At 53.2% G+C, this 26,347-nt stretch carries 22 protein-coding genes, 1 tRNA gene and 1 other annotated feature; of the genes, 14 read left to right on the plus strand and 9 right to left on the minus strand.

The window, feature by feature from the left end:
• Nucleotides 1-12: 12 nt before the first annotated feature.
• Nucleotides 13-1,509, minus strand: coding sequence for a 4-alpha-glucanotransferase (gene malQ / locus BN2106_RS16770; protein ID WP_050698339.1), 1,497 nt, complete (start codon nucleotides 1,507-1,509; stop codon nucleotides 13-15).
• A 209-nt stretch (nucleotides 1,510-1,718) separates the two neighbouring features.
• Here malQ and BN2106_RS09720 point away from each other — a divergent pair, with 209 nt between their 5' ends.
• From BN2106_RS09720 to BN2106_RS09740, 5 genes are all read left to right on the plus strand, one after another.
• Nucleotides 1,719-2,729 (plus strand): LacI family DNA-binding transcriptional regulator, encoded by a 1,011-nt coding sequence (locus BN2106_RS09720; RefSeq protein ID WP_050698340.1) that lies wholly within the window; start codon nucleotides 1,719-1,721, stop codon nucleotides 2,727-2,729.
• 27 nt (nucleotides 2,730-2,756) lie between these two features.
• Nucleotides 2,757-3,002: a binding site (T-box leader), on the plus strand.
• Nucleotides 3,003-3,083: 81 nt separating this feature from the next.
• Nucleotides 3,084-4,103, plus strand: coding sequence for a phenylalanine--tRNA ligase subunit alpha (gene pheS / locus BN2106_RS09725; protein ID WP_050698341.1), 1,020 nt, complete (start codon nucleotides 3,084-3,086; stop codon nucleotides 4,101-4,103).
• 47 nt (nucleotides 4,104-4,150) lie between these two features.
• Entirely contained in the window at nucleotides 4,151-6,535 is a 2,385-nt protein-coding gene (pheT, locus tag BN2106_RS09730) for a phenylalanine--tRNA ligase subunit beta (RefSeq protein ID WP_050698342.1), read from the plus strand.
• Between the two features lie 172 nt (nucleotides 6,536-6,707).
• On the plus strand, nucleotides 6,708-6,956 hold the full coding sequence (locus BN2106_RS09735; protein WP_050698343.1) for an IreB family regulatory phosphoprotein: 249 nt from the start codon (nucleotides 6,708-6,710) through the stop codon (nucleotides 6,954-6,956).
• 54 nt (nucleotides 6,957-7,010) lie between these two features.
• Nucleotides 7,011-7,307, plus strand: a complete 297-nt coding sequence (locus BN2106_RS09740) for a hypothetical protein (protein ID WP_050698344.1) — start codon at nucleotides 7,011-7,013, stop codon at nucleotides 7,305-7,307.
• Between the two features lie 149 nt (nucleotides 7,308-7,456).
• On the opposite strand, the gene BN2106_RS09745 is transcribed toward BN2106_RS09740, so the two are convergent.
• From BN2106_RS09745 to BN2106_RS09755, 3 genes are all read right to left on the minus strand, one after another.
• Nucleotides 7,457-8,380: a 3'-5' exonuclease gene (locus tag BN2106_RS09745; RefSeq protein WP_050698345.1), complete on the minus strand. Its 924-nt coding sequence runs from the start codon at nucleotides 8,378-8,380 to the stop codon at nucleotides 7,457-7,459.
• 32 nt (nucleotides 8,381-8,412) lie between these two features.
• A complete protein-coding gene (gene typA / locus BN2106_RS09750; RefSeq protein WP_050698346.1) occupies nucleotides 8,413-10,233 on the minus strand; it encodes a translational GTPase TypA in 1,821 nt (606 codons plus the stop codon).
• Between the two features lie 262 nt (nucleotides 10,234-10,495).
• Nucleotides 10,496-10,571: transfer RNA gene (locus BN2106_RS09755), tRNA-Gly, on the minus strand.
• A gap of 273 nt (nucleotides 10,572-10,844) precedes the next feature.
• Between BN2106_RS09755 and BN2106_RS09760 the strand changes: the two genes are divergently transcribed.
• Together BN2106_RS09760 and BN2106_RS09765 are read left to right on the plus strand one after the other, a co-directional pair.
• Nucleotides 10,845-11,873: a DnaD domain protein gene (locus BN2106_RS09760; protein WP_242846293.1), complete on the plus strand. Its 1,029-nt coding sequence runs from the start codon at nucleotides 10,845-10,847 to the stop codon at nucleotides 11,871-11,873.
• Complete coding sequence (locus BN2106_RS09765) at nucleotides 11,870-12,871, plus strand: ATP-binding protein (protein ID WP_242846294.1); 1,002 nt, start codon at nucleotides 11,870-11,872, stop codon at nucleotides 12,869-12,871. The genes BN2106_RS09760 and BN2106_RS09765 overlap by 4 nt, the downstream gene beginning before the upstream one ends.
• Nucleotides 12,872-12,997: 126 nt before the next feature.
• On the opposite strand, the gene prfB is transcribed toward BN2106_RS09765, so the two are convergent.
• Entirely contained in the window at nucleotides 12,998-14,125 is a 1,128-nt protein-coding gene (gene prfB, locus BN2106_RS09770; protein WP_050698349.1) for a peptide chain release factor 2, read from the minus strand.
• Between the two features lie 314 nt (nucleotides 14,126-14,439).
• Here prfB and BN2106_RS09775 point away from each other — a divergent pair, with 314 nt between their 5' ends.
• The 6 genes from BN2106_RS09775 (at nucleotide 14,440) to BN2106_RS09800 (ending at nucleotide 18,695) form a co-directional block, all read left to right on the plus strand.
• Nucleotides 14,440-15,504, plus strand: a complete 1,065-nt coding sequence (locus BN2106_RS09775) for an RING finger protein (RefSeq protein WP_050698350.1) — start codon at nucleotides 14,440-14,442, stop codon at nucleotides 15,502-15,504.
• Between the two features lie 191 nt (nucleotides 15,505-15,695).
• A complete protein-coding gene (gene galU / locus BN2106_RS09780; RefSeq protein WP_050698351.1) occupies nucleotides 15,696-16,571 on the plus strand; it encodes a UTP--glucose-1-phosphate uridylyltransferase GalU in 876 nt (291 codons plus the stop codon).
• Nucleotides 16,572-16,718: 147 nt separating this feature from the next.
• Nucleotides 16,719-17,033 (plus strand): 30S ribosomal protein S6, encoded by a 315-nt coding sequence (gene rpsF / locus BN2106_RS09785; RefSeq protein ID WP_050698352.1) that lies wholly within the window; start codon nucleotides 16,719-16,721, stop codon nucleotides 17,031-17,033.
• A 5-nt stretch (nucleotides 17,034-17,038) separates the two neighbouring features.
• Nucleotides 17,039-17,530 carry a single-stranded DNA-binding protein gene (locus tag BN2106_RS09790; RefSeq protein ID WP_050698353.1) on the plus strand — a complete coding sequence of 164 codons (492 nt, stop codon included), beginning with the start codon at nucleotides 17,039-17,041 and terminating at the stop codon, nucleotides 17,528-17,530.
• A gap of 44 nt (nucleotides 17,531-17,574) precedes the next feature.
• On the plus strand, nucleotides 17,575-17,832 hold the full coding sequence (rpsR, locus tag BN2106_RS09795) for a 30S ribosomal protein S18 (RefSeq protein WP_050698354.1): 258 nt from the start codon (nucleotides 17,575-17,577) through the stop codon (nucleotides 17,830-17,832).
• 74 nt (nucleotides 17,833-17,906) lie between these two features.
• The gene (locus BN2106_RS09800; RefSeq protein WP_050698355.1) at nucleotides 17,907-18,695 is read left to right on the plus strand and encodes an amidohydrolase family protein; all 789 of its coding nucleotides are present in this window, start codon (nucleotides 17,907-17,909) and stop codon (nucleotides 18,693-18,695) included.
• Between the two features lie 114 nt (nucleotides 18,696-18,809).
• On the opposite strand, the gene BN2106_RS09805 is transcribed toward BN2106_RS09800, so the two are convergent.
• The 4 genes from BN2106_RS09805 to pyrB form a co-directional block, all read right to left on the minus strand.
• Nucleotides 18,810-20,567 (minus strand): PASTA domain-containing protein, encoded by a 1,758-nt coding sequence (locus BN2106_RS09805; protein WP_074017481.1) that lies wholly within the window; start codon nucleotides 20,565-20,567, stop codon nucleotides 18,810-18,812.
• Between the two features lie 67 nt (nucleotides 20,568-20,634).
• Nucleotides 20,635-21,381, minus strand: coding sequence for a YebC/PmpR family DNA-binding transcriptional regulator (locus BN2106_RS09810; RefSeq protein ID WP_050698356.1), 747 nt, complete (start codon nucleotides 21,379-21,381; stop codon nucleotides 20,635-20,637).
• Nucleotides 21,382-21,468: 87 nt separating this feature from the next.
• On the minus strand, nucleotides 21,469-22,038 hold the full coding sequence (locus tag BN2106_RS09815; RefSeq protein ID WP_050698357.1) for a flavodoxin family protein: 570 nt from the start codon (nucleotides 22,036-22,038) through the stop codon (nucleotides 21,469-21,471).
• The gene (gene pyrB, locus BN2106_RS09820) at nucleotides 22,039-23,097 is read right to left on the minus strand and encodes an aspartate carbamoyltransferase (protein ID WP_050698498.1); all 1,059 of its coding nucleotides are present in this window, start codon (nucleotides 23,095-23,097) and stop codon (nucleotides 22,039-22,041) included.
• A gap of 319 nt (nucleotides 23,098-23,416) precedes the next feature.
• Here pyrB and BN2106_RS09825 point away from each other — a divergent pair, with 319 nt between their 5' ends.
• Complete coding sequence (locus BN2106_RS09825; protein WP_074017482.1) at nucleotides 23,417-26,311, plus strand: acyl-CoA dehydratase activase; 2,895 nt, start codon at nucleotides 23,417-23,419, stop codon at nucleotides 26,309-26,311.
• Nucleotides 26,312-26,347: the final 36 nt, after the last annotated feature.

Consider the following 26,347-nt stretch of genomic DNA (forward strand, 5'->3'; position numbering starts at 1 on the left):
CACTCCTTTTTCTCATCGCCCGTAAAGCTCCGTCAGCTCTTTCAGCCACGACGCCAGCTCGTCTTTCAACTGCTCCCGGCACAGGCGCCAGCGCCAGTTTCCGCCCAATGTAGACGGAAAATTCATGCGCGCGCTGTTTGGCAGGAACAACAGGTCCTGCATCTGGAACAGCACCGTATTTGCCACACTTGCATACCCCGCTAAAACAACTGCTTTGGGGATATCGCTTCTCTTGCGCACTTGCAGGTACTTCATGGCATACCGCGCATCCGCGGGTTTCATATTGTTATAGCGTCCCGCCAGCGTCTCGTTGTCGTGCGTACCGCCGTATACCACCATGTTCTGCGTGTAGTTGTGCGGAAGATGCTCGTTTCGCGCATCGGAGTCAAAACCGAACTGAATGATCTTCATGCTGGGATAACCCGCCTGCTTCAGTACCTTGCGCACCTGTGGCACCACGACGCCCAGGTCTTCCGCAATCACTTTGGACTGTCCGACCGCGGAATCGATGGCCTTGATCAGCTTTGCTCCGGGGCCTTCCCGCCACTCCCCCGTCGCGGCGGTCTCTGAACCGTAAGGAATGGCATAGTACCGCACCACGCCGATAAAATGATCGACACGGATCACGTCGTACAGCTTTGCAGAGTGCGCCATGCGTTCTTTCCACCAGGCGAAATCCGTCCGCTCCATAGCGTCCCAGTCATACAAAGGATTGCCCCAGAGCTGGCCCGTTGTGGAAAATGCATCCGGCGGCACCCCCGCCACGCTGATGGGACGGCGTAACTCATCCAACTGGAACAGGCCGCCATGAACCCACACGTCCGCGCTGTCTAACGCCACATAAATCGGGATATCCCCGATGATCTGCACACCCTTCTCATTTGCGTAAGCTTTGACCCGGTTCCACTGCTCGAAGAATTTATACTGGCAAAAACTCCAGAACGCGCGCTCTTCCGTCAGCTCCGCTTCCCAGCGCGCTATGGCCTCCGGCTGGCGCAGGCGGAGTTCTTCCGGCCAGCGCAGCCATTCCTGATTGTTAAACTGTTCTTTCAGGGACATAAACAGGCTGTAGTCATCCAGCCAGCTCTTTTGCGTTTCACAAAACCGGCGGTATGCTTCCGTCCCCTGGTGGCGGCTGCGATGAAACGCCTTCCGCAAAATTGGGAACCGGAACCGGAACAGCCGTTCATAGTCCACATCGTCCGGGGAAGTTCCCCAGCTATAGCCGCTGACCTCCCGCTTTTCCAGCAGGCCTTCCTCCACCAGCGTATCCAGATCGATAAAATACGGATTCCCGGCAAAGGCGGAGAAGGATTGGTAGGGGCTATCTCCAAAGCTGGTGGGACCAACCGGCAGCACCTGCCAATAGGTCTGCCCGGCTGCCAGTAAGAAATCGACGAAGGCAAAGGCGTCCCTTCCCAGCGTACCAATACCATACGGGGACGGTAAACTGCTGACCGGAAGCAGAACCCCCGCTCCACGCGGCAATTGTTTGTTTATTTTTGGCATAATCTCACCCTTATCACGAAAATATACGAAACTATTTACCGCGCTCCATAATACCAAATCCTACCGCCAATGTCAACTCACCGCTGTTCCGTTTCAAAAGAGACAACCATTTTCTACTAAAAATGTGCTTATCCTCTCAATATCCTATTGAAACCCTGTACTATTCCCGTTATACTGATAAACGCAGTTCAATAGACAGGAGGCAGCCTATGGCAACGATTAAAGACATCGCAAACCGACTCGGCATTGCGGCAAGCACCGTCTCCAAGGGCCTGAACGGCGCCAGCGACGTCAGCGAGGAAACCCGGCAGCTCGTGCTGGATACCGCCGTAGAAATGGGCTACGCGTCCAAACGCGTACGGCGCACAGGCAAGCACAAGGTTTGCATCCTGATCGAGAATATGGAATACAATCATATCGATCAATTTGGTTACGAAATCATTGTAGGGTTTAAAATGGCTGCGGTACGCAGGCACTGTGAGGTCACTGTGATTCCCACCAATCTGAATATGCAGGCAAAGGAGAAATACGATTCCTTTATGCTCAAGCATGGTTTTTGCGGTGCTTTCCTTTTGGGATTTGCCCTGCACGATGATTATATCAGCCAGGTGGAGCACACAGCCGTCCCCACGGTACTGCTGGATAATACCCTGCAAAACCGGTATGTGGGTTATGTGGGAACGGACGGCTTTGAGGGAATCGAAGCGCTGATCGCTCTGCTGGCAGAACAGGGGCACCGCCGCATCGCCCTGCTCAACGGCTCCAAAAACAGCATGGTCACAGAGGAGCGCCAGGCCGCCTTCGTCCAGTCCATGGAGCGGCATGGGCTCCCTGTCGACTGGAGCCTGATCGAAAACGGCTGGTTTGTCGCGGACTGCGCCAAATACCACGTGGCCAAATTCCTGGAGCGGGGTGCGACCGCCATTGTGTGCGCCAGCGATTTAATCGCCTCCGGCGTGGTCGCGGAGCTCAAACGGCTGGGCAAACGGATCCCGGAGGACGTCAGCGTCACCGGCTTTGACGATCTCCCCATTGCACAGCACCTGACGCCCACTCTGACCACCGTGCGGCAGGACCGTGTTTCCCTGGGAAAAAGCGCCTTTATGCTGTTGGAGGAATTGATTGGCGGAGTCAGCATCAGCAAGCTGTTGCTGCGCCCGGAACTGATCATCCGGGAATCCACCGGCCCCTGTCCGGAATCCGTCGAAAAAAGCTTGTAATTTCCATGAAAAGATGATATATTAAAATATAACGCGAGGAAAAAGGAAAGTAGCTTTTTACCTGTCAGACAGAGAGGGCGCGTCACCGGCTGTAAGCGTGCCTGTGAACCGGAAAAAGTGAAGTTCCCTTTGGAGCGGCACGGCTGAATGATATGTATTCTAGTAGGCTGTGACGGTGGGCGCCGATAAAGGCCAAAAAGCTGTATGCCCGTGTTTTCACACGGCATAAATCAGGGTGGTACCGCGGAGTGCTGACACGCCTTCGTCCCTTACTTTGTTAAGAGGGACAAAGGCGTTTTTTATTTACAAAAATTTGTCCCTGAGACCCACAATACGGAAAGGAATGATCAAACCATGAAGCAGAAGCTGGAAGAAATCCGCGCAAGCGCGATGCGCGAGCTGGCGGAAGCAACCGGACCGCAGGCTCTGGAGACCCTGCGCGTGAAGTATCTTGGAAAAAAGGGTGAAGTAACCGCCATTCTCAAACAGATGGGCAAGCTGACGCCCGAGGAGCGCCCGGTCATCGGCGAGCTGGCCAACAAGGTTCGTACCTTTATTGAAGAGGACCTGACCAAACGCGCCGCCGAATTAAAAGCGGAGGCGACCAAAAAGCGTCTGGAACTGGAGCGCATCGACGTGACCCTGCCGGGCACACACCGCGAGCTGGGCGTTCCGCATCCCCTGTCCATTGTATTGGATGAAATCAAGGAAATCTTTGTGGGCATGGGCTTCGACATCGTAGAGGGTCCCGAGGTCGAATACGATTACTACAACTTTGAAGCGCTGAATATTCCCAAGGACCATCCGGCGCGTGATACGCAGGATACCTTTTATATCAACGACAATATTGTCCTGCGCACGCAGACCTCTCCCGTGCAGATCCGTGTGATGGAGAAGCAGCAGCCCCCCATCCGCGTCATCTCTCCGGGCCGTGTCTACCGTTCCGACGCGGTGGACGCCACACATTCCCCGCTGTTTCACCAGATCGAAGGCCTTGTGGTCGACAAGGGCGTTACCTTTGCTGACCTGAAGGGTACGCTGGAAACCTTTGTCAAACGATTGTACGGCGAGGATTCCGTTGTGCGCTTCCGTCCGCACCATTTCCCCTTCACGGAGCCGAGCGCCGAGGTCGACGTGCAGTGCTTTAACTGCCACGGCGAGGGCTGCCGCCTCTGCAAGGGCGAGGGTTGGATTGAGATTCTCGGTTGCGGCATGGTGCACCCGAAGGTGCTCTCCAACTGCGGCATCGATCCGGAGGTCTACAGCGGCTTTGCGCTGGGCATGGGTCTGGAGCGCGTTGTAATGCGCCGCTACAACATTGACGACCTGCGGCTGTTCTATGAGAACGACGTGCGGTTCCTCAAGCAGTTTTAAGGGCGTTCTGAAGAATAACTTTGACATAGAAAGTGTGGTAAAAAGCAATGAATCTTTCGATGAGATGGCTGAAGGAATTCGTGACGCTGGACGAAATGCCGATGCGGGATTTCACAGAAGCGATGACGATGAGCGGTTCCAAGGTGGAAGGCTGGGAAACCGAGGGCTGCGAGATTGAAAATATTGTGGTTGGCAAAGTGCTCAGTCTGGAAAAGCATCCGGACTCCGACCATTTGTGGATCTGCCAGATCGATGTGGGTGCGGATGCGCCGATCCAGATCGTGACCGGTGCGCAGAACCTGAAAGAAAACGACGTTGTCCCGGTGGCGCTGCACAACTCCATTCTACCGGGCGGCAAGAAGATTAAAAAAGGCAAGCTGCGCGGTGTGGAAAGCAACGGCATGCTCTGTTCTCTGGGCGAACTGGGACTGACACAGCACGACTTCCCCTATGCCGTGGAAGACGGCATCTTCGTACTGGGCGACGACTGCAATCTGACCCTTGGCGCGCCCATCTGTGAGGCGATCGGCCTGAACGACACCAAAGTGGAATTTGAAATCACTTCCAACCGTCCGGACTGCTTCTCCGTGATCGGCCTGGCGCGTGAAGCGGCGGCAACCTTTGATAAAGAGCTTTGCCTGCATACGCCGGCAGTCAAGGGCGGCAATGGCAGCTGTGAAAACCTGCTCGACGTCAAGGTGGAGGCCCCGGACCTTTGCTCCATCTACTCCGCCAAGATTGTGAAAAACGTGCGCGTAAAATCCTCCCCCCGCTGGATGCGCGAGCGCCTGCGCGCCATGGGCGTGCGCCCCATTAACAATATCGTGGACATCACCAACTATGTAATGCTGGAATACGGCCAGCCGATGCATGCGTTCGATCTCCGTTTTGTTGACGACTCAAAAATTTGTGTGCGCCGGGCCAAAGCAGGAGAAACCATTACGACGCTGGACGGCGTGGACCGCACTCTGACTGAGAAACAGCTCGTCATCGCGGATGCAAACAAGCCAATCGCCATCGCGGGCGTCATGGGCGGCGAATACAGCGGCATCATGGACGACACCACGACGATTGTATTTGAGTCCGCCTGTTTTAACGGCGCTTCCGTGCGCACCACCGCGCGCGACCAGGGCATGCGCACCGACGCCTCTTCCCGCTATGAGAAGGGCCTGGACCCGAACAACTGCCTGCCTGCGCTGGAGCGTGCCTGCGAACTGGTCGAACTGCTCGACGCCGGCGATGTAATGGACGGCGTGGTGGTCGACAACCATTCCGGCAGCGAGCGCCGCAGGATTCATCTGGACGTCGACTGGACCAACCGTTTCCTCGACACACACCTCACCGGCGAGGAAATGAAAACGATCCTGAAAAAGCTGGACTGCACCTTCGACGGCGAGGATGTTCTCGTTCCCACCTTCCGCCCGGACCTGGAGCACAAGGCGGATATTGCCGAGGAAATCGTGCGTTTCTACGGCTATAACAAGGTGCCCGGCACCGATCTCGGCGGCGGCGCACAGGGCAAATATACCCCCCGTCAGAAATTCCTTGCAAAGCTGAGCAACACCATGTTCGCGCTCGGTGCCAGCGAAATTATGACATACTCTTTTATCAGCCCCAAATATTACGACAAAATCTGCATGCCGGCGGACCATCCCCTGCGCAAATCCATCATCATCAGCAATCCGCTCGGTGAAGACACCAGCATCATGCGCACCGTCGCACTCCCCTCCATGATGGAAGTGCTATCCCGCAACTATAACAACCGCAATGAGTCCGCCTGCCTGTTTGAACTGGCCAGTGAGTATATCCCCACCACGGAGAACCAGCTCCCTGAGGAAAAGACCACACTGATCGCCGGTATGTACGGCAACAAGGCCGATTTCTTTACGGTAAAGGGCATGGTCGAACAACTTCTCGCTGCCGTCTCCATGACCGGTTATGACATTGCTGCTTCCAGCGAGGAATACAGCTATCACCCGGGCCGATGCGCCGTACTGCGCATCGACGGCAAACAATTGGGCGTCATCGGCGAGCTGCACCCGCAGGTTGCGGAAAATTACGGCATCGGTGAACGCGTCTACAGCTTCTCCCTCGACGTTGACCTGCTGTTCGCCTGCGCCAAACCAGAAAAGACCTACACGCCGCTGCCGAAATTCCCGGCGGTCACACGCGACCTGGCACTGCTCTGCGACGACCGCATTCCGGTTCTGGATCTGGAAAAGGCCATTGTCAAGGGCGCTGGAAACCTGTTGGAAAAAATCAAGCTCTTTGACGTATACAAGGGTGCACAGATCGAGGACGGTAAAAAAAGCGTCGCGTTCAGTATTACACTGCGTTCCAATGACAATACTCTAACAGAAGAGCACACCACCACTGTGATGAAAAAGGTGATGGCGGAGCTGGAAAAGATCGGTGCGAATCTGCGTTCCTGAGGACAACATTCTTTTTTACAGCCTTTCCCATGCTGTTTACAAATTAAACCTTGAAATTGTGCGTTGTATGTTGTATCATATATTATAAATATCATTATGTTTTCGGTGCACGTTGCATAAATCCTGACTTTATGCGGCGATTTAAAAAGTATGATACATTGGAGGTGTTTCCATGTTTGATGATAAGACAATGACCTTCTCTCTGGGGCAAAACCGTGAGGATGATATTAAACAGATTCTGACGATCGTGTATGATGCCCTGAAGGAAAAAGGATATAATCCGATCAGCCAGTTGGTCGGCTATATTTTGTCCGAAGATCCAACATACATTACCACACATAACAACGCGCGCAGCCTGATCCGCAGAATCGACCGTGACGAACTGCTTCAGGTCCTGCTCAAATCCTATCTGGGCGATTAAGCCACTGGACGAATGATATTAAACGAAATTCATGAATAGAAGGATGGTACCGATATGAGCGAAAAGAAGGAAACGCAGCAGTTCCCCATGTATAAAGGCAAGCCCCTGGTCCGTTGCGGCGACGTCATTTACTACGGCAGCATGAAAGATAAATATGTGATCAAAATGGAGATCAAAAGCAAAAAGACAGTGCAGGATATGGAGGTTGCAGACAAGGTAACCGTACAGCTGATGTACACTGACCCCAATATCCGTTCCCGCAAGCAGATTGTAAAATCCAGCGAAAAGGAAGGCCTGTATCTGGCAATGGATATTGCCGACGCCTGGCTGACCAGAGCGTTGGCCGAATAAAAATGTACAAAAGCCGGCGTTCTGAATGGACGCCGGTTTTTTATGGAAAGAAAGAACGGTTGCGCCGTAAAAATGCAACCGTATCTCGCATATAGCAAAAACAGCGTTTCTGACTGGCTGTCTTAACCGGTCACAAACGCTGTTTTTCTTTAATCTTCTGTTTTCAAGTCTTTCGTCTCGTCTTTGATCTTTTTTACCGCGACGGCTTCCACCGTCTTGACGGTTTCTTCCTTCGGCTTCTCCCGGAACGGAAGGATATATTTCTTAACCAGCAGGCCTTCGTATTTCAGTTTGAACTGTACGCGTCCATAGAATTTGTGCTGGCAGTTCCGGCAGATAAATTCCGCGCGATAACTTTTGTTTTTTAATTGCCACTCGCTCAGACGGTGCGCCCGCCTGCCGCAGAGGTCACAGTTAAAAATCATGTCGCTCCGTTTGATCAGCGGATTGGACAGGTCGCAGATGACAACGGTTTTAAACTGGATACGGCGGTAGAATTCGTCGTCCACCGGTTGGATAAACGGCGTCAGGCTCTCCGGCGTATACAGCTTTTGGAAACACCGCAGGGAAAGCAAACTGTCGCCCAGCGCGCGGTGGTGGTCAAAGCCGTCCTCGTTGATTTCCAACAGCTGTGCGGAGGTTGAAAGCCCCATCTGTTTGGTCTTATCGTAATGCAGCATCATTTCGCAATATGCCTGCAGGTTGACATACTGCTGTAAAAACGGCACGCGCTCATTCCCGCAGAAGTACCGGCAGTTTTCAATCAGCGCCAGGATATCGGACGTTCCCCAGGTCATCAGAATCGACTGATCCGCCCACTTCTTGAACCGGCTGATCACCTGCATGTACTGCAAGCCTCCCGCCAGTTCTTCATTTGTGATGCTGGTCAGCGTCCGGATTTTCCCGCTGATTTTTTTCCCCACCTGCGGACGGACAAGCGCCTCAAAGGTGTCGAGAATATTTAAATTTTCGTCAACCTTTACCGCGCCAAACTCAATGATTTCATTGATAAAACCCTTGAGACGGCGGCTGTAGGTGCCGTTCCACTCCAAGTCCAGTATTACAAAATTCATACCTCTGGCCGTACCTCCGGTGGGAATTTTTCTTATTTATTCCTGCTTGCCTGCTTCATACGCTGCTCTCTGTCCAGAATCTGTTTGCGCATCCGGACGCTCTTGGGCGTCACTTCCACCAATTCGTCCTCTTTGATGAACTCCAGGGACTGCTCCAAACTGAGGATACTCGGCGGCACCAGCTTCAGCGCTTCATCCGAACCGGATGCGCGGGTATTGGTGACGTGCTTCTTCTTACAGACGTTGACGGTCATATCTTCGCTCTTCGGGCTTACGCCGACGATCATGCCTTCATAGACCTCCACGCCGGGTCCCACGAACATTCTGCCGCGGTCCTGCGCCTGCCACAGGCCGTATCCGGTGGTCTCGCCCGTTTCATGTGCAATCAGGGAACCCTGCGAGCGGCGCTGAATTTCCCCTCTGAACGGCTCATAGGAATCAAATACGTTGTTCATAATACCGTTGCCGTTGGTATCCGTCAGGAACTCCTGACGGTAACCCATCAATCCGCGCGCCGGAATTTTAAATTCCATATGCGTCACGCCGGTATCGCGGGTACCCATGTTGACAATTTCCGCCTTGCGGGTCCCCAGCTTTTCCATCACCGCGCCGACATAGTTGTCCGGCACTTCAATCATCAGCAATTCAATCGGCTCGCAAAGCGTGCCGTTGATCTCTTTATAAATCACCTGCGGGCTGGAAACCTGAAATTCATAGCCTTGGCGGCGCATCTGCTCGATGAGAATGGAGAGGTGCAGTTCCCCGCGGCCGCTGACTTTGAACGCATCCGTGGTTTCCGTCTCCTGCACGCGCATGGCTACATTGGTCTCCACTTCTTTAAACAGACGGTCGCGGATGTTACGGGAGGTGACATACTTGCCCTCGCGGCCCGCAAACGGGCTGTTGTTGACCATAAAGATCATGGATACTGTCGGCTCGTCAATCTTGACAAACGGCAGCGGCTCAATACAGTCGGGCGCACAGGCGGTTTCGCCGATGTTCAGGTCCGCCACGCCGGAAACCGCCACCAGGTCGCCCAGCTTTGCCCCTTCTACTTCCACACGTTTGAGGCCTTCAAACTGATACAGCTTGACGACCTTTGCATTCTTGGTCGTTCCATCCAAACGGCAAAGCACGATGTTCTCTCCCGTATGAATCTCACCGCGTTCCACACGGCCGATGCCGATGCGGCCCACGTAATCATCGTAGTCCACATTGGAAAACAGCACCTGTGTCGGGCCGTTCATATCTCCTTCCGGCGCGGGAACCTCGCGGATGATCATGTCAAAAAGCGGCTGCATATTCTCTCCCGGGACGCTTGGGTCCAAGGTCGCATAGCCGTCCCTGCCGGAAGCATACACCACCGGGAACTCCAGCTGGTCGTCGTTTGCACCCAGCTCAATAAAGAGGTCCAGCACTTCGTCCACCACCTCAGTGGGGCGCGCGCCGGGACGGTCGATTTTATTGACCACCACCACGGGCTTCTTCCCGAGGCCCAGCGCCTTCTTCAGCACAAAGCGCGTCTGCGGCATGCAGCCTTCAAATGCATCTACCAGCAGCAGAACACCGTCCACCATCATCAGAATGCGTTCCACCTCACCGCCAAAATCGGCGTGGCCAGGGGTGTCCACAATGTTGATCTTTACGTCGTTATACATAACCGCCGTATTCTTGGAAAGGATGGTGATACCGCGTTCCCTCTCAAGATCATTGGAGTCCATGACGCGTTCCGCCACTTCCTGATTGGCACGGAAAATGCCGCTTTGCTTCAGCATTTGATCAACCAATGTCGTTTTGCCGTGGTCAACGTGGGCAATAATTGCAATATTTCTTAAATCCGTTCTTACGTCCATTCAAAAACCCTCTTTTTTAAAATTCACAAACGTTTATATTATAACATAGTGCTTCCCATTCGGGTATGGATTTTGTTCTAAAATTTTGTACACGGTCGAAATCAGTCTTATGATTTTTGTCGTTTCCTGACAAAAGCCGGATCTGGCAGCTTTTTTTACAACCTGTGGTTTTGCTGCCAATACATACATTGTGCTCCATTTCCATCCGCTCATGCCGTGTAAACAAAAAAATCGTCCACTCGTTTGAGTGGACGATTTTACTTGGAGCGAACGACGAGGCTCGAACTCGCTACCTCCACCTTGGCAAGGTGGCGCTCTACCAGATGAGCTACGTTCGCATTTCCCGCAACCGATTTCCTTGGTGCGAGAGTTATTATACGATACCTGTTTTATTTTGTCAACGGTTTTCTGCAATTTTTTTCAAGTTTTTTATAAGGCTTTTCCAGGTTCCCTATTTACAGGCCGTGTGCTATAATAGCTTCACGCAGATTTACCCTGCGAACAACCAACGACACCAGGTTGAAATAACAACAGAAGCCTGTCTTCGGGCAGGTATGCTATTATAACCATATTTAAACACATTCGGTAAAAACTTTGGGAGTGAACTTATTTTGTATGCATTAAATCTGGGTGCATGGAACGCGGTTTTTGCTGTTCCCTGTGCCGTTGTCGATCAGCATTTGAAGCTGGCAAGCCCCAACCAATTAAAGGTATTGCTCTGGGTCCTGCGAAACGCCGGACATACCTTTGAAATACAGAACATCACTTCTGCCCTGGCAATCTCTCCGGAGGAAGTGGAAGACGCGCTTCTCTATTGGGAACAGGATGCCGGGCTGATCCTCCGCAATGGGATTGAATTTAAGCCAAGCCAGGTGGAACCGTCTGCCAGTATGGAGCCACCCACACCTATAGATCTGCAGAACCAGTCTGCCGCGGTTGATCCAGCACCTCAACCCGCCAAAAAGCCCGCTGCCGTCTTAACGCGCCCACAAAAGCCGGACAACGCCTTCGTCGCAAAGCGAATGACCGAGTCGCAGGAAATCGCATTCCTGATGCAGGAAGCACAGAGCATTCTGGGACGCCTGCTCAGCAACGGTTGTTCTGCAACGCTATTGATGCTGCACGATGACTTCGGACTGCCGGCAGACGTCATTCTTATGTTGCTGCAATACGCCGCGAGCGCCGGAAAAACCAGCACGCGCTATATTGAAAAAGTTGGGATGGACTGGGCGGAAGAGGAAATTTTCACCCATGAAAAGGCGGAGGAAAAACTGCGCCGCATTGCGGAAAATGCCAAGGCCTGGCATGTGGTGGAACAATCCCTGGGCATCACCAAGCGCTCCCCCACCGCTAAAGAGGAGTCCTTTGCCGCCGCCTGGGTCAATGACTGGCATTTTTCTGCCGCGATGATCCGGCAGGCCTATGAACGCTGCGTGGATACGAAAGGCCAGCTCAGTCTGAGCTACATGAACGGCATCCTGACCCGCTGGCACGACCAGGGAATTGGTACCGTACAGCAGGCGGAAGAGGAAAAGGCGAAAAAGCTTGCCGCCCGCAAACAGGAGTCGGCGCGGAAAAGCACCTATAATATCGACGAATATGAGCGCTCCGGCGCATTCGATACTTTTGACGGGAAGTGATTGGATTGGGTTACAGCAAAGAGGTGTATCTGGCCGCCAGTGCAGCACTGAGCGAACAAAAAAGCCGGGCGGAAGCACACGCGGAACGGCACCGCACCGAGCTTTACAGCGCCTTTCCCCGCGCACAGGAAATTGAAAAGGAACTCTCTGCCACCGCGATCTCTGCGGCGAAGGCCGTCCTTAAGGGCGGAAATACACGGGAATTGCTCAGCCAACTGAAAGAGCGCAACCAGGCGCTGCAGCAGGAATTGAACGGCATTCTGCAAAAGGCGGGGTTGCCAAAGGACTATCTGGAGCCGCACTACGCCTGCTCCCAGTGCTGTGACACCGGTTATATCGACGGACGGACGTGCTCCTGCCTGAAAAAGCTGCTACGTTCGGAGGCATATAAAAGTCTGAACACCCTGACCCCGCTCTCCCTCTGCACCTTTGAAACGTTCGATCTGCGCTATTATTCCAGCGAACCGGATTCCTCCGGCCGTTCGGAGCGCGGCATGATGGCCCGCGTCCTGGACATCTGCATGACCTACGCGGAGAACGTTTCCGCCGGCAGTTCCAACCTGATCATGATGGGCGGCACCGGGCTGGGAAAAACACACCTTTCACTTGCGATCGCCAACGCCGCCATTGAAAAGGGCTTTGGCGTCGTCTACGGTTCCGTCAACAACATGATTGCCAAGCTGGAGCGCGAACATTTTGGCCGCGAACAGGATCTTTCCACCGGGCAGCTTCTGCTGGACTGCGACCTGCTGATTCTGGACGACCTCGGCACGGAATTCCGGACGGCATTTGCCGTCTCAGAAATTTATAACATTGTCAATACACGGCAAATGGCGCAGCGGCCTACCATTATCAGCACCAACCTGACGATGAAAGAGATTGAAGAGCGGTACACGGAACGGTTTGCCTCCCGCATTTTAGGTGGCTATGTACGCCTCCCGTTTACTGGAAAAGACGTTCGCCTGCAAAAGCGCATGCGGCAGATAGAAAATACATAAAAAAGACCTGTATCACAATGCATGGAAACCGGCAGAACGAGCGATCCCCCGCCTGTGGCGGGGGATCGTGCTTATTCTGCCAAAATTTCATGCAAATTTGTGGTACAGGCCCTTTTATTTAGAGAATCAGTCGTCATAGTTGCCGAGGGTACCAAGGCTCTGCGCTTTCAGATATGCATTGATAAAGCCGTCGATATCGCCATCCATCACCGCATTGATGTTGCCGGACTCAAAGCCGGTGCGGTGGTCCTTTGCCAGCGTATACGGCATAAAGACATACGAACGAATCTGCGAACCCCAGGCAATTTCCTTCTGTACGCCCTTGATATCTTCGATGCGCTCCAAATTTTCGCGTTCCTTGATCTCAACCAGCTTGGATTTCAACATGCGCATCGCGACGTCGCGGTTTTGGTACTGGCTGCGCTCCACCTGGCAGGAAACCACAATCCCCGTCGGGATATGGGTCAGACGGACTGCGGAAGAGGTCTTGTTAACCTTCTGGCCGCCCGCACCGCTCGCGCGGTATACGTCCATTTTGATATCCGCCGGATCAATTTCCACCTCAATGGTATCGTCAATCTCCGGCATGACCTCCAGAGAGGCAAAGGAGGTGTGGCGGCGGCCGGACGCATCAAACGGGGATACGCGTACCAGGCGGTGCACGCCTGCTTCACTTTTCAGGAAGCCATAGGCGTTCTCTCCTTCAATCAGGATGCTGGCACTTTTCAGGCCGGCTTCTTCGCCGTCCAGATAGTCCAACGTTGTCACCTTATAGCCATGGCGCTCACTCCAGCGGTTGTACATGCGGTACAGCATTTCCGCCCAGTCCTGCGCCTCCGTGCCGCCCGCGCCCGCGTGGAACGTCAGAATCGCGTTCTTTCCATCGTATTCTCCCCGCAGCAGGGTGGAAAGCCGCTGCGTCTCCAGGCTGTCCCTGATTTTTTTCAGTTCCTCTTCCACTTCCGGAAGCAGGGTTTCGTCCCCTTCTTCGTTCCCCAATTCAATCAGTGCCAGCGTATCCTCATAGGCGGTGCAGAGGTCCTCATATGCCGCAATTTTATTTTTCAGCATACTGGACCGCTGCAGAACCTTTTGAGAATTCTGAGCATCGTCCCAAAAGCCCGGCATGGAAGCCTTTGTATCCAATTCTGCGATTTCATTGCGCATGCGCTCCAGTCCCAGCGCTTCGGAGAGATCGTCGATATCCGGCTTGAGCGCCTCCAAATCCAGCTTACGTTCTTCAAATTGCAGCATAGTACCATCCTTAAAATTCAAATAATATACATTTACCCACATACAGGCATCTAACTGATTTATTATAGGGGATTTCCCGGCAATTGTCAAAGTATGGAACCGACAAAATACAGGATAAAAGGTTCCCTCTGGTTGGGTAACCGGCAATAATTTTCCTTATTCCGGTAAAAAAGCTTAATTTATGAATATGATGAAAACTTATGCGCAGAAAGCTTGCAGTTTTTCCGGAAAACAGATAAAATAATGTATTACAGGCTGCACAGCAGCCACTTTTATCAGCCAACATGGTTTTCAAAAATTAAGGAGGACCTTAAATGGATTATATCGGTTTGAAATGCCCTGTGTGCGGCAAACCGTTTACCGCTGAAGACGATATTGTCGTCTGCCCGGAATGCGGCGCACCCTATCATCGCGCCTGCTACCAGGAAGCCGGACATTGTATCTTTGAAGAAAAGCATGGTACCCCGGATGCCTGGAAGCCGCAGAGCGAGGAAGAGCCGGAAGCGCAACCGGGCAAAAAGTGCTTCCGCTGCGGCAAAATGAACGCGGAAAACGCGCTGTTTTGCGACCAGTGCGGGCAGATGCTCAGCGAGGATGCCGCCGGAACCCCGCCGCCCGCGCCGGGAAGCTACGTGCCATACGGCAAACAAACGAGGAACGACGCCCCGCCCTATCAGAACCCGGGTATGCCCAACCAACCCTACGGGATGCCAAACCAGCCGATGCCTTTTGCAATCGACCCTACCGGCGGCGTGCGTCCGGAAGAACCGATTGAAGCGGATATTACCGCTGAGGACATGGCTAAATTTGTCCAGAACAACCCTCAATATTATGTCCCGGCTTTTTTCAACTTAAAACGCTATCGCCGGAATCGGTTTAATTTTGCCGCATTTTTATTCTCCGGAGGCTGGATGCTCTACCGTAAACAGTATAAATGGGGAACCATCATCACGGTTCTGCAGGCGCTGGTCTACGTACTTTCTACATACGTTTCCTTTTGCTTTACCACGCCGCTGATCACCGACCTGATGCGTCAGATCGGTGTGGACCTCAGCACCGCCTATCCCACTATGGAACAATCTCTGGAATTCATGTCCCTGCTGATGCAGCAGGCGCCGTGGCAGATCTTTTTGATCTGGGTGCCCAGTATCCTGTCTTTTGTGCGTCTGGGAATTATGCTGTTTACCGGTTTTAACGGAAACCGGATGTATTTGAACCATTGTACCAGCAGGATTCAGACCATCCGCACGGAAAACCCCGACGCAGCAGATTGTGCCGTGCGCCTGCAGCTGCAGGGCGGCGTCAACACTTCTTTGGCAATCTGTCTGCTGGTCTGTTACATGATCGTGATTTATTTGCCTCAGCTTTTGCTATACTAAGAGCATGCAGTAAATAAAATTACAAGCGGAGACGGCGCGTGACAAGGTGAAGGGCGCTGATGGACCTGGCGCCTGTCCATGACAACAACGCAGCGCCGGACTGTTGAAGATATTTGCTGTAACTGTTCCCGTATCATTGGGCGCGACCGCGGTTTTACGCGCTTTTATCTGATTATAAGGAGGACCCTCCCATGAAGGTAACAAAAGCAGTTATTCCCGCCGCCGGCCTCGGAACCAGAGTGCTGCCGGCCACCAAATCCATGCCAAAGGAAATGCTGCCGATTGTGGACAAGCCTGCGATCCAGTACATTGTCGAAGAAGCCGTTCATTCCGGCATCACGGATATTCTGATCATCACCAATCGCGGTAAAGGCCTGATTGAAGATCATTTTGACCGCGTACCGGAACTGGAAGCACGTCTGACCAGCGGCGGGCCGGAAAAAGAAAAAATTCTGAAGGAAATCGTGGATATCTCCCATATGGCGAACATCTATTTCGTCCGCCAGAAGGAAACGCGCGGCCTCGGCCATGCCGTCAACTGTGCACGCTCCTTCGTCGGCAACGAACCATTTGCGGTCCTGTACGGCGACGATGTGATTATCGGAGAAGACCCGGCCTGCGCACAGCTGATCCGCGCCTATGAAGAATTCGGCTTGGGCGTGCTGGGCGTCAAAGAAGTGACCGCGGAAGCTATCACCAAGTACAGTTCCCTGAAGGTGGACAACATCCACGACAATTACTACAAATGTACGGACATGGTGGAAAAGCCCACGCCGGATAAAATCATGTCGCTGTTTTCCATCCTGGGCCGCTGCATCCTGACGCCGGACATCTTTGATATTTTGGACAGCACTTCCCCTGGTGCGGGCGGAGAAATTCAGCTGACCGATGCCATGGGAACGATGGCGCGCAGCAAGGGCATGGTCGCAGTGGACTTTACCGGCACGCGCTACGATATGGGAAACAAGCTGGGCATTATGCAGGCTTCTGTAGAAGTGGCGCTCAAGCACCCGGAAATCGGTGACGCATTTCGCCAATATCTGAAGGAAGTCAGCAAAACCTTATAATATTTAATTGAAAATGCAGGCATTAAAAAGTTTTTATTGACGCGAACCTGCTTCGCTGATATAATAGATTCGTTAGCCGCATCATGGCTACAATCCTTGCTCCAGAGGTTCATCTGGGGCCTAACGTCCAGAAGGAGGTGCAATACAATGCCAGAAGTAAAAAATTCCTATGAAACCGTTTTCATTCTTTCCACCAAACTGGGAGAAGACGGCATCGCGGCACTGGTTCAGAAGTTCAAGGATTTGATCGCTGCAAACGGCACGGTCGACGGCGTTGACGAGTGGGGCAAGCGCAGACTTGCTTACCTGATCAACAAAGAGGCCGAGGGCTACTATGTGCTGATCGATTTCACGAGCGTTCCGGCTTTTACCGCGGAGCTCGACCGTATTTACAAGATCACCGACGGTGTTCTTCGTTCTCTGATCATCAAGAAAGAACCCGAAAAAGCGAAGAAAGAGTGATTTAGATGCTCAATGTTGCTGTATTGATGGGACGCCTTGTGGCCGATCCTGAACTGCGCCACACCGCGAACGACATTTCCGTTACCAGCTTCACGCTTGCTGTGGACCGCTCGTACGTAAAGTCCGGCGCGGACAGACAAACCGATTTTATCGACATTGTCGCCTGGCGCAGCACTGCGGATTTTGTATGCAAATACTTCCGCAAAGGCCAGCTGGTAGCCGTGCAGGGTGCGATTCAGACCCGCACGTATACGGATAACCAAGGCAACAAGCGCAAAGCTTTTGAAATCGTGGCGGACAACGTCCATTTTGCCGAATCCAAGCGCGACAGCGCCTCCGGCGGCGGCAATTACGCCAACAACTATGGCGGCGGTTACGAAAGCAATAATTATCACTCCAGAACAGAGACCGTTGCAGAACAGCCTGCCCCCGCTTACACCAGCGGAAACACGGGCGACTTTGAGGAGATCCCCTCCGACGATGATCTGCCGTTCTGATTCCCCAGTTCCCTGAAAAGAATGAGAAAAAGGAGGTTTCCGTTATGGCATATAACAACGATAGACCGGAGCGCGACAACCGCCGTGGCCGCAAGGGCCGCAAAAAGGTTTGCAGCTTCTGTGTCGACAGAATCGATACCATCGATTACAAGGATGTGGCCAAGCTTCGCCGCTTCATTTCTGAAAGGGCAAAGATTCTGCCCCGCCGTGTGACCGGCACCTGTGCACATCACCAGCGTGAACTGACCGTCGCGATCAAGCGCGCCCGTCATCTTGCGCTGCTTCCGTTCAGCAGTGACTGATTGATTTCGCATTTTAAGCGGACGCAATTGCGTCCGCTTTTTCTTTTTATTCGAACAATGTCAGGAGGTTCTCTATGCTTATCGATGCCCATGTCCACATGTTTTCTGAAAAGATCGCGCAGAAGGCGCTCACCAACCTTGCAAACATCTGTAAAAGCCCTTATTTTACCAACGGCACACTGGCCGATACCAAAGAAAAGCTGCGGGAGTGGGGCGTCGATGCAGCCTTTGCAATGAATATTGCCACCAAACCCAGCCAACAGACCATTGTCAACAACTGGGCCGCATCCATAGACGACCCCATGTTTTATTCCTTTGGTTCCGTGCATCCGGACGCCCCGGATGCACTTGAGGAACTGCGGCGCATCAAGGAGCTGGGCCTGCACGGTGTAAAGCTGCATCCGGATTATCAGGAATTCATGATTGACGATCCCAGGCTTTTCCCAATCTATGACGCGATTGCCGCACTGGAACTGCCGGTCACCTTCCACACCGGATGGGACCCCCTGTCCCCCGACCTCGTCCATGCCTCCCCCAAAGCGGTGGCCAAAATTGCCAGGCAGTTTCCCAAGCTGACCATTATCGCGGCGCACATGGGCGGTATGGCACTTTACAAGGAATCTGAGGAATATGTCGCGGGACAAACGATCTTTATTGACACGGCAATGTCCGCACGCCTCTGCCAGCCTGAGCAGTTTGAACGAATCGTTTCCAAACACGGCTCTGAGCGGGTGCTTTTCGGCAGCGACTGCCCATGGAGCCGGTCCTGCGATGAATTTGATTTTATTGAGCGCACCCACCTGAGCGACCGGGAAAAAGAAAACATTTACTTTAAAAATGCGCAGGCTCTACTGCATCTTTAGACAATGGAAACACCCCGTGATAAATGGGTTTACAGGAAACCACTTATCACGGGGTGTTTTTATACAAAAATGCGGCATTGGAGATTTCTCCACGCCGCACTGCAATTGACAGATTTATTCAGACATACGAGGCGCCGTCTGTCCTTCGGTTCCAACCGAAGAATCTTTCTCTGAGGAAGACGAGGGTTCTAACTCATCCTTTTGGGGGCCACTGCTGATGATAATAACCACCTGTGAACCATACGCAAGGAGGTCGCCTTCGCTTTTGTTCTGGTATCCAATGGTCAGCCCTGCTTCTACAACGTCGCTGTATGCCTCTGTTTTTGTTGGAACAAAGCCTGCCGCCGTCACGGTTGTGGATGCTTCAGCCAGTGTCATTCCAAAAATGGACGGGAGCTTGCGCATTTCCGCGCCCTTGCTCACCACGACAACAATGGAAGTCCCGTACTCCACCATTTCGCCTGGCGCCGGAGATTGGGAAATAATCTCGCCCTCCGGTACCTCATCGTTAAACTGTTCCGAAGAACGGAGTATCTGGTACTCTCCGCCGGAAGACGTCGTTTCTGTAAGGGCCGCATAATTCTGTCCGATTAATGTGGGTACTTCAATCAACTCGCCTGTGTTTTCCGCGGGAATGCTGGAAGCAAGGGGCGCCATCGCGGGAGATTCCGAAGGAATGCTGGAGCTGGCCTCTGCCGGTCCACTTGCATTCGACGAGGAATTGGCACCAGACTGCATCGGTACCATTCCCCCATTGGACAACCAGAAAACACCGATCGCCGTAAAGAGCACCAATGCCAGGGCACAGGGAATGAGTACCCATGCGGCTGCAGGTGCACCGCTTTTCTTCTTCTCCGGATAAGAGGAGGATGCATGCAGCAGCACCTCCGGGTCCTCAATCGTCGCCGTAATCGTAGGCGCGGCGGAAAGCTCCGCGCGCAATCGTTCAAACGTAGCGGTTCTCTGATCCGGCATCACCTGCAAGGCGTTCGCCAGCGCTGTCACCACGTGCGGCGGAATGGTTCGCAGGATCGAAGTGGAGATCAGCAGCCGGGCGTCCGTACGGCGTTTTAAAGCGTCCTGCGGCAGCTCCCCTGTCAACGCGAAGAAGATGGACGCGGCAAAACCATAGACGTCCGTGGCTTCATCCGGCGCGTAGCCAACCACATATTGCTCGATGGCTGCGCAGCCGGGCACCAGATGCATCGGCAGTTCCGTATCCGCGCGGCGGACCGCCGGAATGCAAAAACCGCCCAGCTTCATCTTCCCATCCTTCATGATACAGAGGGTGTCCGGGGAGATCCCCAGGTGATTAATCTTCGCCGCGTGCATGGTACTGAGCGCGGACAAGACCGGCATAAACAGCGGGCGGGCTTCATTCCAGCCCAAGCTACCGCCGCTGCGCTCGATAAAATAGCGCAGCGTAATGCTTTCCTCCCACTCGGAAACCGTATATGCCGTGTGGTTTTCTTCAAAAATATCATAGCTTTGAATGATTGGGGTCAGCTCGCGCAGATGCGCAACCTCACGGGAAAAGCTTAAAAAATCAGCCAGATACTGGCTGAAGGCCAGTTCGCTTCCCGCCTTTACCCGAATCTCCGTGCTGCCGTCCGCTCTCCCGCAGATTGCCTGCGGAAAAAACTCCCGCAGCTCAACCGGTATATGCAAAACAGTATCATATCCGATATAAAGGGTTCCTTCTCCATTGCTGGATTTGGCGCTTCCCACAATGTACCGGTCCTGCAGAACCGTGCCAACCGGCAGCGCATACGGCTCCTGTACACCGCCCGACTGGCATCCGCAATGGGGACATTCACTTTTTCCGGCTGTATCGGACATGCAGTTCATGCACAGATTTTCAAAGCCAGTCATGTCGCTTCCTCCGCTTTATCAATGTTTGGTAAGGAACTATCCTTATTGTTGCTGAAAAAAATCCGTTTTATTCATCGTCATCCTCATCCGCATTTTCCCAGTTATGCCAAACATTCTGCACATCGTCGTTGTCTTCCAGTGCATCCAAAAGCTTCCGCATCTTAATGATGGACTCTTCTTCTGTCAAAGCGGTATAGGTGCTCGGAACCATTTCCACCTCGGCGGAAACGAATTCATAGCCCTTTTGCGTCAGGTCGTCCAGGACGCCGCTGAAGTCCTCCGGCTCGGTATATACCTCAAATACATCCTCGTCGGCCTGAAAATCCGAAGCACCCGCCTCCAGGCAGTCCTCCATGACCTTGTCCTCTTCCAGCCCCTCTTTTTCGATCACGATAACACCCTTTTGAGAGAACATAAAGGAAACGCAGCCTGTGGTTCCCAAATTGCCGCCAAACTTGTCAAAATAGTGGCGCACATCGCCTGCCGTACGGTTGCGGTTGTCCGTTAGGGCCTCCACGATTACGGCGATGCCGTTCGGGCCGTACCCTTCATAGGTTATGTTTTCATATTTGGTATCGTCGCCTTCGCCCGCTGCCTTTTTGATGATACGGTCGATATTTTCGTTCGGTACGTTTGCCGCTTTTGCCTTTGCAATACAGTCCTTCAACTTGGAGTTGGAAGCCGGATCCGGACCGCCGCCCTCTTTTACAGCAACTGCCAATTCACGGCCGATTTTGGTGAAAACCTTCGCTTTTGCGCCGTCGGTCTTTTCCTTTTTCCTTTTAATGTTGTTCCACTTAGAATGGCCTGACATATAAAATCCTCCTGCATGTTAAAGTCTCCGGACCGGGGCCGTTAATCCGCTCTGATTCCGGATATGATCAAAATTTGTAAGTTTACATTACGTTTTATCATAGCACATTTCTCTCTTAATGGCAAGGGCCGCGCCTTTCGCGCGCTCCAAAGCATCCGCTGCTTCCCGCTCTGTTGCCCGGTCCGTCCCACTCCAGACAACCGTATGCAGCAGACGGGTATTCATCACGGAAAAGATCATCTTGAGCTGCCGCTCCATGATTTCTGCTCCGTCGCCACTGCCGCAGGCGGCCAGCAGTACCGCGTGCTTCGGCTTTTCAATCGGCGGCTTCTTCCCCAGGGAAAACCGTGCCTCAAAATAGCGCTGGGTGCGGTCCACCATCGCCTTGAGCGGCGCGGGAAAGGTAAGATTGTACACCGGACTCGCGACAACCAGCAGGTCGGCCCGCCGGATATACGCATCGATTCTGTCAAAGTCGGGATTGGAGCAGCCTTCCTTCTTTTTGCAATAGCCGCAGGCGGTACAGGGCGCGATTTGTTCCGCATACGCATCCACAAAATCCACGGGCGCGCCGTCAAACGGTTCCAAAAAGGCATGCAGCAACCGGGCGGTATGTCCGTCCGCATGCGGAGAACCGTACAAAACCAGAATTTGCATTTAAATTAACGTCCTTCCGTCGCAGTACTTACATTCCAGCATATCGCCGGATGCAAAAAAGAGCTTTGGCAGATACGTTTCCGTTTGGGTGATGCATTTGGGATTGGAACATTTTGCCGGATGGCTGTCCCGGACCGGCGGTTTTTTCCGCTTATACTGGGGATTCATCAGCATGCTGAAAATGAGCGCCATACGGGCATACATCCCATAAACCGTCTGTTTAAAATAAGCGGCGCGCGGATCCTCGTCGACATCCGGCGTAATCTCATCAACACGCGGCAGCGGATGCAGCACTTTTAAATCCCGTTTGCCCATGTTCAGCTTTTCTTTATCCAGCACATAAACGCCCTTTTGTGCCTCATACTGCGCCTCGCTGGCAAAGCGCTCCTTTTGAATGCGCGTCATGTACAGCACATCCAGCATCGGCATCGCCTCGCTCAGGCTGGGCACCTCGACGAACTTGCAGCCCGCCGCATGCATAATGTCTTTGACATAGTTGGGCAGCGCCAGTTCCGGCGTGGAAATCAGCACAAAGGAATTCCCCCGGTAGCGCGTCATGGTCTTGATCAGGGAATGGACGGTGCGCCCATATTTCAGGTCCCCGCACAGGCCGATGCAGAGATGATCCAAACGTCCTTTTTCATTATATAAGGTTACCAGATCGGTCAACGTCTGTGTGGGGTGCAAATGCCCGCCGTCTCCGGCGTTGATCACCGGCGAGCGCGAGTACATGGCCGCCGCCTCTGCCGCTCCCTCCAGCGGATGCCGAACCACCAATATATCCGCGTAGCCGCTGACGACGGTAACCGTGTCTTTTAAACTCTCTCCCTTGCTTACGGAAGAGCTCTGCGGGTTGTCAAAGCCGATCACTTCCCCGCCCAGCCGGAGCATCGCCGTCTGAAAAGACATCTTCGTACGGGTGGACGGCTCATAGAACAAGGTTGCCATGATTTTCCCCCGGCAGGATTCGCAGTACTCCTTCGGGTAATTGCGGATCTGGTTGGCCAGCGCGATCATTTCTCCAATCTCATCCAAACTGGACTGATCCAAATCGATCATATTGCTGATCTGTACGATGCCGCCCAATTTACTGAGCTGGACTGTATCGCGAAACTGATTGATATCCAAACGTACCACCTCTTTGTATTTTTCCCATTCTATCATTCTTCCACCTATTTTACAACCCGCTCCCCCAAACTTCGACACCAGATATTGGAGTACCGGAATTAACAGAACATCTCTTGACATTTCCCTCCCTTTTTCGTAAAATAATGTATCAGCGATTTAATAATTAACATTGTAAACTACTTAGAAGGCGCACTTGGTGCATATACATGAATGGTCAATCAACGCCGCTGGGCTAAGAGAGGGTGTCATTTTGAAAGTCGGGTTAGACGTCGGCTCCACCACGATCAAGTGTGTGGTGCTCGACGACCAGAATCAGATCATCTACAAATCGTACGAGCGTCATCTCTCGCAGATTACGCAGAAAATTTCAGAACTCCTGACAAAGATACGGGACGAGGTCATGCACGGTGCGGACGCACAGATCACCATATCCGGTTCCGCCGGAATGGGCGTTGCGGAAACATGCGACCTCCCCTTTATGCAGGAAGTGTATGCCACACGCGTCGCCATTGGCAAGCTCATCCCGGATGCGGACGTCATCATTGAGCTTGGCGGTGAAGACGCGAAAATTTTGTTCCTTTCCGGCGGCATGGAGGTTCGCATGAACGGCACCTGCGCCGGCGGCACGGGCGCTTTCATCGACCAAATGGCAACGCTTCTGGACATTTCTCCAAATGAAATGGATCAGCTTGCGGAACAGTATGAAAAGATCTATACCATTGCTTCCCGCTGCGGTGTGTTCGCAAAGTCCGATATTCAGCCGTTGCTCAACCAGGGTGCGCGCAAGAGCGATATTTCCGCCAGTATCTTCGCCGCTGTCGCCAATCAGACCATCGCCGGTCTGGCACAAGGCCGTAAAATTGCCGGGAATGTCGTATACCTGGGCGGCCCGCTGACGTTCCTCCCGCAGTTACGCCAGGCGTTCGACACGGCGCTGCACGTAAAGGGGATTTGCCCGGAAAATTCCTTGTACTTTGTCGCGCTGGGCGCGGCTTTCAGCAGCGATACCTCTGTCGACATCGACACCGCTTTAAAAAACGTGGCCTCTTATGGGACAAAAGCCGCGTTCCTGTCCATAGATCCGCTCTTTAACAATCAGGAAGAGTTCGACGCGTTTCAAAAACGGCACGAAAGCTGCCGCGCTAAACGCGGCAACCTCAACACCTACAAAGGCCCTGCCTACCTCGGCGTTGACGCAGGCTCCACCACGGTAAAAACCGTTTTGATGGGTCCCGGCGGCGAGGTGCTGGACTCCACTTATCAAAGCAACTCCGGTAATCCGGTGCCAATCATCAGAGAATATTTACTGGGGCTTTACAAAGAGCATCCGGACATTCAAATTCGTTCCTCGGCTGTAACCGGCTACGGCGAAGAGCTCCTGAAGAACGCCTTTGGCATCGACTTCGGCATTGTTGAGACGGTGGCGCATTTTACCGCCGCCAAACATTTTCTTCCCGATGTGGATTTTGTCATTGACATCGGCGGGCAGGACATGAAATGCTTTAAAATCCACAACGGCGCGGTGGACAATATCTTTTTGAACGAAGCCTGCTCCTCCGGCTGCGGCTCCTTTTTGCAGACGTTTGCCAACACACTGGGATACAGCATTGAGGAATTTGCCAGGCTGGGCCTGTTTGCCAAACATCCGGTGGACCTCGGTTCCCGCTGCACGGTATTTATGAACTCCTCCGTCAAGCAGGCACAGAAGGACGGTGCGACTATGGAGGACATCTCCGCGGGCCTTTCTGTCAGCGTTGTAAAAAATGCGATTTATAAGGTTATCCGTGCGTCCTCCGCCTCCGAACTGGGCAAAAACATCGTCGTGCAGGGCGGTACTTTCCTGAATAACGCGGTCCTGCGCGTTTTTGAAAAGGAACTGGGCGTCAATGTAGTGCGGCCGGACATCTCCGGTCTGATGGGCGCCTACGGCGCGGCACTTTACGCCGCGAAAAAGGCGGGCGACTCCAGTACCCTGCTCCCCCTGTCTGAGCTGGAACACTTCAAGCACGAGGTCAAGGTCACCTCCTGCGGCCTGTGCAACAACAACTGCCGCCTGACCATCAACATCTTTGGCGGCAACCGGCGTTTCATCGGCGGCAACCGCTGTGAAAAGCCGGTCACAAAGCGTTCCAGTCAAAGCGAACAGAACATGTACGCCTATAAGCTGCAACTTCTCCGCTCCTATCAGCCGAAGCCGGGACCGCGCGGCAAAATCGGCCTGCCGATGGGCCTGAATCTGTATGAGCTCCTGCCGTTCTGGTACACCTTCTTCACGCAGCTCGGGTTTGAAGTGGTGACCTCTCCCCTCTCCTCGCGGGAATTGTATATCAAGGGGCAGGCCAGTATTCCCAGCGACACGGTATGCTTCCCGGCCAAGCTGATGCATGGCCATGTCGATGCGCTGATCGAGCAGGGGATTCAAAATATCTTTTACCCCTGCATGTCTTATAACTTTGATGAAAAGCTGGGCGATAACCATTACAATTGCCCGGTCGTGGCCTACTATCCGGAGGTCATCGCGGCAAATACCAGCGAGCTGCACGGCCTGCATTTCATTCACGATTATGTGGGCATCCACCGTAAGCGCGATTTCCCTGTCAAAATGCATGCCATTCTGGAACAGTATTTTGACGGCATCCCTTTGGCGGAGGTCAAACAGGCGGCAAAGGCCGCTTACGACGCCTACGATGCATTTATGAAGCAGATCCGCCAGAAGGGCAACGAGATGATTGAGGAAGCCCGCAAGCAAAACAAGCCGATTATTGTGCTCAGTGGGCGCCCCTACCATCTGGACCCGGAGATCAACCACGGCATCGACAAGTTGATCACCAGCCTGGGTGCGGCGGTCATCTCCGAAGACGTCATCAGCCCCAACGTGAAGAAGTTCCGTGTGGGCGTGTTGAACCAGTGGACATATCACTCCCGCCTGTACGCCGCCGCGGAATTCATCGGCACACAGAAGGACATGAACCTGGTGCAGCTCGTCTCGTTTGGCTGCGGCGTGGACGCCATCACAACCGATGAGGTACGCAGTATCCTCGAAAAACATGACAAGATTTACACACAGATTAAGATAGACGAAATTACCAACCTCGGTGCGGTCAAAATCCGGCTGCGCAGCCTGTTTGCCGCTCTGGAGGGTTAACCGGGAGGTTCCCGGCTGTGATCGGGCCTGTGCCTG

It is taken from the genome of Anaeromassilibacillus senegalensis, assembly GCF_001261775.1.
Taxonomy (GTDB): domain Bacteria; phylum Bacillota; class Clostridia; order Oscillospirales; family Acutalibacteraceae; genus Anaeromassilibacillus; species Anaeromassilibacillus senegalensis.